Genomic DNA, 12,598 nt, shown 5'->3' on the forward strand with positions numbered 1-12,598 from the left:
TATATCGAGGAAACAACAGGCTTTGTGCGAGTCCTGATAAAATAATAATTATGATGAAATTGAATCGAATAGTCATGGCATGCTTGTTCACGAGTATTTTGTATGCTTGTGGAGAGCGGGTAATTGATTACCCGGCTTTTGAGATCAAGAATTCTTCCGGGTTGGAAATTACCCGGGTAGTGTTGAATGACACGGCCACGGTGGTGTATGCCGAGGCCTATACGTATCCCGGTGGTTGGGTACGGGTTGATTCCAGTATGTATATTCAGGCGGAAGGAAAGCAGTATCTTGTTCAGAGATCGGAAGGGTTGACTCTGAATGAACGTTTCGTGATGACTGATTCTGGGATGTGTTCCTTTAAATTATTTTTCCCCCCGATCCCGCGAGGGGTAAATACGATTGATCTTATCGAGGGACGGATGAATTTGGGTGGATGGCATGTCTGGGGACTTAATTTGAATCCGGAGATAGAGGTGGCCCCCTCTTCGATACAACGGGAAATGGAGGCTCGGACTTGGGAAGAAGCGGATGTTCTGCCTCCTGCCGAATTGAAGATGGGAAGGACGAGAGTAAAAGTGTGCTTGTGCGGTTATCGTGAATTGATGGATGGTCGGGATGTTGAAATTTTGGTCAGTGATTTGTTTTGCGGGGGAAGGGAATTCACGGAAAGAATTGACAAGGATTATAATTGCACTTTTGAGTTTGACCAGTATTCCACGACTTGGGTTTATTTGAGCAATGCGCTTTTTCGCACGTTGATTGTGCTCGCCCCGGGTGATGATGTGGAGGTATACGTGGATCTGCAGGAGGCAACCCGGCAGGCTTCCCGTTACCAGAACAACCGGATTAAGGCTCACCCGTTGGTTTATGTCATCGGGGATAGCAAGTATATTGCTTTGAATCATGCTTTGCAGAATTATTCAAGAGGAAATCAGTTTTTCCCGGAGTCTTTCTACAAGGATATAAACGGGATGAATGCTGATGAGTATACGGCATACGTGATGAAGCTTTACCGGGCTTCTCTGGATAGTTTGGCAAGCGATACGACAATCCCGTCCGGATTACGTCAGTATCTGGCAATTGGTATTAAAAGTTTTGCAGCCAGGTTTATTTGTGACGGGGGACGTAATTTAGAGAGTGCTTATCGAGAAGCCAATAGTATTGATTGGGATCAACGGGAAATAGATTTTGAAGCTCCGGTTTTCACGGATAAGCATTTTTCGATATTAAAAGAATTGGATCTGAATAATTTGAATGTTTTGTATTCCAGAGATTTCCCCTATAGTATAAATGATATTTTTTACCGGGTAAACACGTCGGAACGGTTGGAAAAAGTGCTGGGAACGAACAAGGGATTTCTGTTTGATTATTTTAAAATACAAGGTATATATGGTCAACTGGAAAACATGCAGCCGTTGACAAAAGAGCAACAAAAGAACTTGGCTTCTATTGATCCGTATTACACGCGAGTTGTCGAGCAGGTACAACGGCAGATCGAGGCTAAGGTGGCGGCGAGTAAGGAAGAGGCCGGTAAGCGTATTCGGGAGGTGCCGCAAGTTCCTGTTGAAAAATTATTTGACGCGATTGTGTCTCGTTATAAGGGAAAAGCGGTGTTGGTCGATTTTTGGGCAACTTGGTGTGGACCTTGCCGGAGTTCTATCGCCCAGTTTGAACCCAGGAAAAAAAGGTTCGAGAATGATGACGTCGTTTTCGTGTACCTTACGGGAGAGTCTTCTCCGCAGGTAAAATGGTTGGAAATGATTACTGGTATACAGGGAGATCATTATCGGTTAAGCGAGAGGCAATGGAACTATGTTTGTGATCATTTCGGGATAGATGGAATTCCTTCTTACGTGTTTGTGGATAAACAGGGAAAGGCCAGTTTGAGGGATGATTTTCATCAGATCGGAATAGAAACGGGGTTACGACAAGTGTTGGATTCTATTGGTAATTAATTTATAGAAGGCGGGGACGAAGCGACCTTTAGCTATAAAATTTAGAAAAAAACGAGAGTATCCTGAAAGTTTGTATTGACTTTTCAAGATGCTTTCGTTTTTATTATTGGGGGAATACCATTTTAAATTCTTTGTGTCCGGTTGCCTCGTCTGTTTGTTCGTCTACAATCTTAAAACCTTGTTGTTTGTAAAATAAGATGGCTTGGGTGTTTTCCGTGTAGACGTTTAGTACTAGTTCGTTTTTTAGCTTTTTTGCGTGGGCCATTAATGCTTGCCCGATGCCTCTTCTCTGACAGGAAGGTGCGACAAAAATAGCTGCCAGGTAGTCGCCCACGAGGGAAATGAATCCGGAGATTTTCCCGGTGGTGGTGTCCGTGTAGATATAAGTTTCACTTTGAGGTAAATATATTTCCCGCATATTATCAATTTTACTTTCCCAATAAGAACGGGGAATAAAGGCGTGCCCGATAGTGGAGGCTTCCAACCAGATGTGAAGAACGGACTCTTCGTCTTGTGGTTTATATGGACGGATCATGTTTATTTTTTTTGAGTTTTTAGAATCAAGGTACTTCTTTTTACACCGGGGGCCGTGGCTTCGAATGTAATTTCTCCCTCGTCTTCCCGACTTTGCACGATTGCAGTAAGTTGCCCGTGAAATAATTTCATCTTGGGGGTCTGGAAAGATTCAAGACTGGCGGGATTGCCGTTGGCTACAGCTTTGAAATTTCCTTTCCCGTTTACGGTAAACGAGATTTGGCGATCGTCATCCGGGCAGAGATTCCCGTCTTTGTCTACGATCCGAACGAGAATAAACGCGAGGTCTTGCCCGTCGGCGTGTAATTGTGTTCGGTCTGCCGACAATTCAATATGATGTGGCTTGCCCGCCGTGCGGACTTCTTTTTCGGCAACGGCTTGTCCCTCGGAGTTATAAGCAACAACTCGTAGGGTACCGGGTTCGTAAATCGTGTTCATCCACATCAGGCGATAACGTTTTTGACGGGTAAATGCTTGTCGATCTTCTTTATTTTCGGTGTTCCCCGCTTTCACGGAGGAATTTTTAGTTACTTTTCCTTGGCTTTTCCCGTTGATGAATAGCTCTGCCGAGGGGTAGTTCGTGTAAACGAAGACGGGGATCGTGTCTCCCTCTTTTCCGGGCCATGTCCAATGCGGTAGCACGTGTAGCGTCTCCTGATCCGGGTTCCAATGACTGCGATACAGGTAGTAGCGATCTTTAGGAATTCCGGCCAGATCAATGATCCCGAACAGGGAACTGTGACTGGGCCAATTCGTGTAGTAGGGCGTGGGTTCCCCCAGGTAATCGAATCCGGTCCAAACGAATTCCCCGATACAATAGGGGTAATCTTCGTGCCGAATAAAGTCGTCTTCCGGCAGGTTCGACCAACCGCAATGTTCCACGTCATAAGAAGAGCTTTGATGATCATCGTACGTGTGCATGGAGCGTCGTACGACTGGGAATTTGTATGCACCTCGTGAGCTTATCGTGGAGGCGGTTTCCGTTCCAAGAAGAAGGGGTTGCGGTAATTTGCGGTAGTTTTCCGGATACATGAATGGGCGATAGTTAAAGCCTGGGATGTCCATGACTGCGGCGAAATTGTTGTTGATCACGGCAGTTGGATTATCCATCCCTTGGGTTACCGGGCGTGACGGGTCTTCCCGGTGACAGATATTTTGCAGGCGTAAGGTTAGTTTAGCCCCGGATTCCGATGCTTGTTCAATAACTTCGTTGCCGATGCACCACATGACGATGCTGGGGTTATTCCGGTAATGACGGATCAGGTTGACCAGGTCTTTTTCTACCCATTCGTTGAAATACAAGTGGTAGCCATTTTGACATTTGGCGGCTTGCCATTCGTCAAAACTTTCGGCCACGAGCATCATTCCCATTTCATCGCAGGCGTTGACTAATTCGGGGGCTGGCATATTATGTGACGTCCGGATGGCATTACACCCCATGTCTTTCAGTAACCGGATTTGCCTGCGGATGGCGGCATCATTCACGGCCGCACCCAAGGGACCTAAATCATGATGATTGCAGACTCCTTTGAATTTTACCGGTTTCTCGTTGAGTAAGAATCCTTGGTTTCCCCATGCCAGTGAACGGATGCCGAATCGTGTCGTGTAAATATCTTTCAGCATTCCGTTTTCGAAAAGTTCCGAGGTGGCGGTATACAAGGCGGGATTTTCCGTGTCCCAGCATTGGGGCGAAGGGATGATGAAATCTTGTTTGAACGTGTCGTCGTCATAGAGCGTTAGTTTGTCTGTTCGGGTGGCCACGGTCATTCCCGCCGGATCGTGAATCGTGGTAACAAGCTGGTAGGCTTCTGGCTTTTGTGTCGCGGGTTTTATGATTTGACTTTGAAGGTGTATGCGGGCGAACTCTTTTTTCACCACAGGGGTGTTTATGCGTGTACCCCAAACGGGAATATGGGCTTCTTGGGTGACGATAACATGCACGTTGCGGTATAAACCGGCTCCGGGGTACCAGCGGGAGGATTCGGGCAGGTTTTCAAGGCGTACGGCAAGTGTGATTTCTTTCCCGGGACGAATGAATGGAGAGATGTCGAAGTGAAAGGAGTTGTATCCGTTGGGCCAACAGGCAACTTCTTGACCGTTAATGTATACCCGGGCATTACTCATCGCTCCATCGAAAAGAAGTGAAACCCGTTTGTCGGGAGTGTGATCGGGGATGTTGAATTTTATCCGGTACCAACCGACTCCCACGAAAGGAAGGCCGCCTGTTCGCCCGGCGTGTTCCGTGGGTGCGGTTTGTCCGTCTTGGGTGATAGCGACGTGTTGCCTGTCATTGCGGGAGGAGAACGGGCCATAAATGGCCCAATCGTGAGGGACGGAAACTTGCTGCCATTGGTGATCGTCAAATTCCGGTAATTTACTATCGGGGTGATCTTCTCTCGTGAACTTCCAACCTTTTTGGAGTAGGAATTCATGACGTACTTGTGCGTTCAAAGTAAACCCGGAAAGGATAATAATAAGTAAAAATAGAGGGCCGATCTTTTTCATAAACAGACTATTTAATTGAAACAAATATAGATAAATAAATCTTATTTTGAGATTTTTTTTCTTTTTATGGTTTAATGTATCAGTTTTCGAAAAAAAGTTTGTACCTATGTAATGAATTATTTGGGTTAAACGTAGATATTGGGAGGGGAATGCTTGTTTGAATGTTTGTTGCAATCATTAATAGTGACATGGAAAATAAAGTAATAGATTTCGTGTCTCTCGAACGTTTGTTTGAGGTCATCCCGATGACTGACGATGAAGCGGAAGTTTTCGAGAGATATACTTGTGATTATGATTTTACTTCTGTTGAGGAGCAGGGGCCGGAATGGATTTTTTCTCTGTTGAGCGTGATGCGGTCCGAGTTGGCCAGGGATGAAATAGGGATTGAAGATTACGATCTTTTGAATCACGTGTTTATTCGTATTCTGGAATGGTTGCTCGAGGGTTCCGGTTATTTGAAGTACTATGACGGCGTGAAATTGAATGACGCACGTATGCAAGTAGAGCGTTTTCTGGATGAGGCTATCGCGGGGAGAGAGGCCGCCCGGTTAATTCATGATGGGGATGACGGGAAGTATATCATGGAGAAGTTGGGAAAGTTGACAATTTCCGGTTATTTATATAAAAAATCATTGGTATGGATCACGATCTTGACGATCGTGCGTCTTAGTTCCAAGTTACATCTTTTGCCGGTGCAGGGACTTGTGCTTCTGGTATATCACACGTTGAACAAGAGTTGTCCCAAGATTTTGGATTGTTTTAATGCACGGGTGAAATTGGTAAGAGAACGGGATGATAAATTATGTTTTGACGGGTATTCGGAAGATCAGCTTCGGGAGACGGTATGGATTCTGGGAGCCCGTATTTTGCTTGGAGAGTCCGTACAGGAAGAACTGGCTTGTTTACGCTCGATGTTTTTCAGATACTTGTATGTTTTACTGGATAAGGAGGAAACGTCCATTCGTGAAAATGCTTTTAATTCTTTGCTATTCAATCAGAAGACGGCATTGTTTGCTTGGGAGGATTTGTTGACCTTCTCTATCCCTGAGCTGGCGGAAGCGATTGCCGGGAAAACGATGGAAGCCTTGAGGAATTGTCAACGAAGATTATTCGAGGGGTACGGGCAGGTATTGGTGGAAAATAAGGCCATAACGATAAATTCGCCTGGGGTTTCTAATTTTGTGCCTTTGTTGGACGTGGAAGGAGTTGCTTTGCGTGTTGGGACTGGGCGTGATAAATTGAACTTCGAGGAGGAACTCACGGCTGTGGTAAACTCATGGAGAAGCGTGTATGCTGATTTTTCCGATGAATTGAAGAAAAATATCATACGCAAGCGACGCCCGGTAGAAGGAACTGTTGTGAATATACGTGTAAAGTTGGTGTATAACATGAAGCCGACCTTGGCCTTCGTGTCGATCGTGGACGATCAGTACGAAGGGGACGGTGCGTTGCACGTGAGTCAGATCACGCGGGCTAAACTAGATAGTTTGGAAGATATACTTCAGCCTGGAGATATCATGACAGCCACGGTGATTGAGGCAGAGGACGGGCGACTCCGGTTTTCCATTTGGGAGCAATTGGGGCGGTTTTCGGTTGGAAACGTGCAGGAGGGAGAGCGTTGTAACGCTCTGCTGTTGAACGAGCGGAATGGTATATTAACGTGGCTTGCAGAAGCCGGTTTTATCGTTTATACCCGGACTTCGGAAATGTTTGACGTGGAAGAGGGCGATTATTGTCTGTTGGAGTTAATTCCTGTGCCTTCGTTCGGTAAGATAAACGGTAATATTGTCCAGCTCCAAGCGGAAGGTTTTGATCGTTATGATGCCGTGGCACATCTGATACGCGGGTATGTCGAGAGTTGCAAGAAGGGAAAACAGGTAGAAGGGCCGGAGAATTTTAACACGGGTAAGATAGAGCGTTCCACGGATGTTTCCGGTAAATATGTGAGGGAATTGATCCGGTTATTACAACTTTACCTGACCCGGGAAGTGAATCTTCAAAACCTGAATCTGTTGTATTATCTCCGTTTGTTAGCTCACGTGTTGGGAGATAATCGACTGAAAGGGTATTACGAGTGTCTGATCAATCATTTGATCGTGAAGTACGAGTTTATCAGTGGAAATCTGCATGATATGGATCTGGGAGCACTGGAAAAAGATTTCCGCACTTTCCCGGCGTTGGAACCGCAATGGGCTATTGTGAAAATGCTCGCGTTGTATGGTGATGCTTCCCGGGCGAATGATATTGTTCGTTATTCTCATTCCGATAACGAGTATCTGGCTAAGGTGGCAAAGTTCGTTTTGGCCGGGGAAGTGAAAAGTGAGTCTTCCGGTGGGGCTTGTATCGTTCAGGATGAATTGTTGGATTTGTTACTTGGTGCCCAAGAGTCTGGTGTTATAACGGATAAGACTTGTAAGTTTAAAAATTCGATCGTTTATACAGACGGGGTACGGGGTGTTGATGTGGAAAAACAGATTGATTCGGTCATGCAGGATATTTGTGATTATCTGAATGATGAGGGAGGATTGATTTATATCGGGGTGAACAATAAGGGAGTTCCGGTCGGGGTACAGGCTGATTTGGATTATTTGTGTTGTAATCAGGATAAATACGAGTTATTCCTTCATAAAAGAATCGTGGAGGCTTTTGATAAGGAGATCGACAAGGCGATCAAAATAGATAGAAAACAATTTGGAGACAAGATTGTTTTTGTCCTTTCCGTACCGCCTTCGCATCAACTGGTTGAATATCACTCGACAATTTAGTGTGCAACCGGACGATTGCAAGAGAGGAGGTATTGAATAGATGGATCGAAAGAACCATGTGTCCAATGTAACTACTCCTTTTCATCGTAGAGTTTTGTTGCTGAACGAAGTTTGGAGGCCATGAAGTGAACGAGGGAAGGCGGGGAAAGAACTTTTATCCCCTCGGCGAAACCGAATATTTCACGTTGTAGTTCTTGGTTAATAACAACTTTTATCTCGAAAATGATATCCCCGTTTTTTAGCCTTTCCACGATTCTTTGGGATTTGTGTAAAGGTTTCGTTTCAACGTATGGAGCATTTTGGGGGTTGACTTGAAAACGAACCACTTCGGCCTTCGAGCCTCTGTTTTTGGTTACCCCGACAAGATCATCGAAAAAGGTTGTCAGGTCAAATAGGGTATTCTCTTTGTAGGTTTCTCCTTTGGCGATTTCGAGATGGTGAATCCGGTCAAGGGCCAGGTTTACAAGCGTGGAGGAACCTTGTCTGATGCCAAATACAAACCAGCGATTCCGGTATTCTTTTAACAGGTAGGGATGAAACATGAACGTGGAGGCCGAACGGGCCTTGAAGGAGCGGTATTTCATGGAGAGCACCTGTTTGTTGACAATCGCGTGATATATGACATCCAGGTAGTCGATACCTTTCAGGCTCTCGTTTTTCTCGAAATCGATGACCGGGATGGTTTTCTGGCGGGCTGAGGTCACGTGGTCTTCCAGTCGGTTGATAATATCCCCCATGTTGGCGAAGTACGAGAATCCCTTGAATTGACGTAACACTTCGACGGCCTCGGACATCACGTGCAGGTCTTGCTCGGATAAGGGAGTATTCGTGATACTGTAATTTTCGTCCTCGTATTTGTAGTATTTGTTGTCATATACCACGATCGGAGCATTATATCCCAGTTTTTCACTACGCATGACCTGTATATCCATTTGAATGGTGCGGCGGCTGATTCCTTTAGAGATCCCTTCATATTCATCCAGGGCATCGGAACACGCGTCAATTAAATCTTCAAGGGTCCATCGCCTGTACTTGTTGCGAAGACAATTATCTATTGTTTTATAGCGAATTAGGGCATTCCGGTTTGCTGGCATGAGGATGAGATTAAAATTATTTTTTCAAAAATATGAAAATTATTTTTGTTGCGCAAAAAGATTGCGCACCCGTGCATGCATCTTTGTCGTGTAAAACGAAAAAAGATACAATTATGAGGTTCAATTTTACAAACAAGGGAAAAGATACGACCGTGAATTACATGGGTGCGAGGGCTTACAAGATGACCCCGGAAATGGAATTGTATTCTACCGTGGTAACTTGTGTCGTGGATGATTCTTATTACGAATCAAACGCTGACAGGATAAACCGGATCAAAAATCTGATCTCAAAATGCCGTCCGGAGTTCGTGGCTAAACTGGCCGTGTACGCTCGTACGGAGATGAATTTACGTTCTGTTCCGGTGATTTTGGTTGTAGAATTGGCAAGATTGTATTCCGGGAATGAAGTTGTGAAGCGTGCCGTATCGGGAATCGTGAGACGTGCCGATGAAATTACTGAGGTCCTGGCGTATTACCAGGTGGCCAACGGACGTGAGGGGACGAAAAAACTGAACCGTTTGTCAAAGCAGGTACAAAAAGGATTGATTGAGTCGTTTAACCAATTTGACGAGTATCAATTTGCCAAATATAACCGGGAGACGGCAGTAAGTTTGCGGGATGCCTTGTTTCTGGTTCACCCGAAAGCGAAGGATGAGGCTCAACAAGCTATATTTGATCGAATTGTTTCCGGTAGTCTGGCAACTCCCTATACCTGGGAGACGGAATTGTCCGAGTTGGGTAAGATGTCGTTCGGAAACGAGAAGGTGCGGGCTATGGCTGTTTCTGAAAAGTGGGAAGAGTTGTTAGCGAGTGGAAAATTGGGATATATGGCGATATTGCGGAATTTACGAAATATCGTGATGAAAAGTTCTTCCGTGGCGTTGGATATCGCTTTGGATGTTTTGACAGATAAAAATAGAATCAGGAGATCAAAGCAAATGCCTTTTCGTTATTTGTCGGCTTTCTTGGAAATAAATAAGTTGACCAAAGAATCTTCCATGTTTGAAGAGGAAAAGGCCAAAATCAAGAGAACGTTGTCAGCTTTGGAGCAGGCGTTGGTTGCCAGTTGTGACAACATTCCCGTGTGTGGGGGAAAGACTGTGATATTGTCTGATAATTCGGGGAGTATGTACGGTGACCGGGGAGGAAAATCGTTGGTTTCGGCCATGAGCGACCGTAAATCGGCGGATATTGCCAACCTGTTTGCCGTGTTGTACTGGAACAGGTGCAAGGATACTTACGTCGGTTTGTTCGGCGATCGCCTGGTGGATGCCGGCTTGGATCGTTCGGTGAATGTATTTGAGAATTTCAACATCATTAACCGTGCCGCCAAGAAATGCGGACCGTCGACAGAACGCGGGATATTCGATTACATGGAAAGTTTGATCAAGTCGAAAAAGATCGTGGATCGGATTGTGATATTTTCGGACTGTCAGGTCGGGACGGGATGTAATTGGTATGATAGTAAGGGGCATCGGGGTGATTATTTTAATCGTCTCTTCCAGAAATACTTGCAAATCAACCCGGCTGTGAAAATCTATACGATTGACTTGCGGGGATACGGGAACAGCATGACGAAAGACGATGGGAACGTGATTTTGGTAAGCGGGTGGAGTGAAAAGATCTTTGATATGATATATTACATCGAGCAGGGATCATCCGTCGTGAATGAAATAATGAAGATCGAGTTGCAAAAAAATCAAGCTACGCAAAAAGAGTGCGTACCGGGATGCTAATTTTGTATGGTCAACATGAAAGTTCTTTGAATTAACAGTATAAAGCAAGTGCCGTAGATAAGAGTTACTTCGCATTTACGCCCGTGTCGCGGGTTCGATTCCCGCCACTCCCTCGATGAATTAATTTTACGGGAGTGTAGCTCAGTAGGATAGAGCAGGATATAGTCTTTTCTCGTTTGTTGCCTTGCTTTTTAAGATACAGGACAAGTGCCGTAAAAAAGAGTTACTTCGGTAAAGATGTAAATCTGTGTGGGTTCAAATCCCACTTATCCTTGTGATAATTAAAATAAACTTTTTTGCCTGTTGCCTTGTCTTTAAATGTAAACTAAACGTGGATGCCGTAGGGTAGAGTTACTTCGTTCAAGTGGTTATCGTGGGTTCGAATCCCGCACGGAACTTTACCCGCAGGTCGCTCCGCATATTAATAAAATTAGAGTTATGATAGAATTAAAAGGAAAATATAATCAAGATTGCAAGATTTTTATTGATGAGGTTGAAACGGGAGCCATCGAGCTGGTGCAAAATATTTTGAATAACGAGATATCCGCAGGTGTTCCGGTACGAATCATGCCGGATACTCACGAGGGTAAGGGGATTGTCATCGGGTTCACAATGCCTATGACGAAAATGGTTAACCCGAATTATATTGGTGTGGATATCGGTTGCTCGGTCACGACCTATAAGTTGAATAAACGAATTGAAAAAGAGCGTTTTCCTGTTTTGGACCATGCGATCAGGCGTTCGATTCCTATGGGAATGCATATCCGGAAAGAGAAAACCTTTGATGATTGGTGGGTGAAGGCTTATTTTGAAGAGGTGAATAAGAATATCGCCGCTTTTCAACAAGAGTGGACGCAACGATTCGGAGAGGAGAAGGATGCTATCGTTGTTGATAAAGAGTATATTGCCGGGCTTTGTAAAAAAATAAAGATCAGAGAGAATATTTTCTATTATTCCGTGGGAACACTGGGAGGAGGAAATCATTTTATTGAACTGGGGGAATCCACTAATGACGGGGCGCATTATTTGACGATACATTCCGGTTCAAGAAATTTTGGGTTGAAGGTTTGTAATTACCATGCCAAGAAAATGTATGGAACGAATATTCTCCCGGCGGAGTATCAGGAAGAATTTAAGTATATCACGGAGAATACGTTGCCGACAAGTGATATCCCGAAGAAGTTGGAAGAATTGAAACGTCGGTATGAAGTGGGTAAAAAAGAGCATCTGTTGGAAGGCGAGAATATGTATGAATATCTTGTTGATATGGTTATTGCCCAGACTTATGCGCAATTTAATCATAAAGTGATGGCTTGGGCGATATTTAAGGATTTGGGAGAAGATTATCAGGCCGAGGATGTTGTTTATTCAATGCATAATTTTATTGATACAACGGATTGGATTATCCGAAAAGGGGCTATTCGAGCTTATCAGGGAGAGAAAATGGTTATCCCGTTTAATATGCGTGACGGATTGTTGATTTGTGAGGGGAAAAGTAACCCGGACTGGAACTGTTCTGCTCCTCATGGAGCGGGAAGAGTTCTAGCACGAAGCAAGGCTTTCAAGACCTTGGACATGGATGAATTCACGAGAGAAATGTCCGGGATTTATTCTACTTCCGTCTGTCAACGAACGCTTGACGAGTCTCCGATGGCGTATAAGGACAAGGATGTGATCATGGAAGCAATACAGGATACGGCCGTGATTCTCGATACGATTAAACCGATTATGAATATCAAGGCGTTGTGAGGGAAGAGAAACAGAGATGTTTCTCTTCCTTTTTAGGGGGTGTAAATTAAACTGTGTCATCTTCATTTTTGACTCAACGGTCGGGGATCGGCCAAGCGCCAAGGGGGTGCACCAGCACTCCCGACGAGCGTAAAATTACCATAATTTAAACCTTTCTCCAAATTTAATAGCCAGTTGTTGAGCAACAGCCGCCCAATTCGGGATTGGCATGGTCCATTTTTTCCTGATATTGCGATAAGCCAGGTAAACTAGTTTTTCAA

General features: G+C 44.7%; 7 protein-coding genes and 1 pseudogene. 4 read left to right on the top strand and 4 right to left on the bottom strand.

From position 1 onward, the window contains the following. Positions 1 to 50 precede the first annotated feature (50 nt). Positions 51 to 1,955 carry a TlpA disulfide reductase family protein gene (locus tag DWW52_RS09855; protein WP_118715326.1) on the top strand — a complete coding sequence of 635 codons (1,905 nt, stop codon included), beginning with the start codon at positions 51 to 53 and terminating at the stop codon, positions 1,953 to 1,955. Between the two features lie 103 nt (positions 1,956 to 2,058). Here DWW52_RS09855 and DWW52_RS09860 read toward each other — a convergent pair whose 3' ends face one another. Beyond that, complete coding sequence (locus tag DWW52_RS09860; protein WP_118715327.1) at positions 2,059 to 2,490, bottom strand: N-acetyltransferase; 432 nt, start codon at positions 2,488 to 2,490, stop codon at positions 2,059 to 2,061. A gap of 2 nt (positions 2,491 to 2,492) precedes the next feature. Further along, complete coding sequence (locus DWW52_RS09865) at positions 2,493 to 4,994, bottom strand: glycoside hydrolase family 2 TIM barrel-domain containing protein (RefSeq protein ID WP_118715328.1); 2,502 nt, start codon at positions 4,992 to 4,994, stop codon at positions 2,493 to 2,495. 188 nt (positions 4,995 to 5,182) lie between these two features. Here DWW52_RS09865 and DWW52_RS09870 point away from each other — a divergent pair, with 188 nt between their 5' ends. Continuing rightward, positions 5,183 to 7,759 carry an RNA-binding domain-containing protein gene (locus DWW52_RS09870; RefSeq protein WP_158582552.1) on the top strand — a complete coding sequence of 859 codons (2,577 nt, stop codon included), beginning with the start codon at positions 5,183 to 5,185 and terminating at the stop codon, positions 7,757 to 7,759. A 71-nt stretch (positions 7,760 to 7,830) separates the two neighbouring features. Here DWW52_RS09870 and DWW52_RS09875 read toward each other — a convergent pair whose 3' ends face one another. After that, entirely contained in the window at positions 7,831 to 8,853 is a 1,023-nt protein-coding gene (locus DWW52_RS09875) for a YafY family protein (protein ID WP_118715330.1), read from the bottom strand. 113 nt (positions 8,854 to 8,966) lie between these two features. On the opposite strand from DWW52_RS09875, the gene DWW52_RS09880 reads away from it, so the two are divergent. Beyond that, positions 8,967 to 10,589 (top strand): TROVE domain-containing protein, encoded by a 1,623-nt coding sequence (locus DWW52_RS09880; RefSeq protein WP_158582553.1) that lies wholly within the window; start codon positions 8,967 to 8,969, stop codon positions 10,587 to 10,589. 438 nt (positions 10,590 to 11,027) lie between these two features. Next, positions 11,028 to 12,338, top strand: coding sequence for an RtcB family protein (locus tag DWW52_RS09885; RefSeq protein WP_118715332.1), 1,311 nt, complete (start codon positions 11,028 to 11,030; stop codon positions 12,336 to 12,338). A gap of 135 nt (positions 12,339 to 12,473) precedes the next feature. Here DWW52_RS09885 and DWW52_RS21260 read toward each other — a convergent pair. Continuing rightward, a pseudogene (locus tag DWW52_RS21260) lies at positions 12,474 to 12,598 on the bottom strand (IS256 family transposase); the annotation flags it as partial.

It is taken from the genome of Odoribacter sp. AF15-53, assembly GCF_003479425.1.
GTDB lineage: Bacteria > Bacteroidota > Bacteroidia > Bacteroidales > Marinifilaceae > Butyricimonas.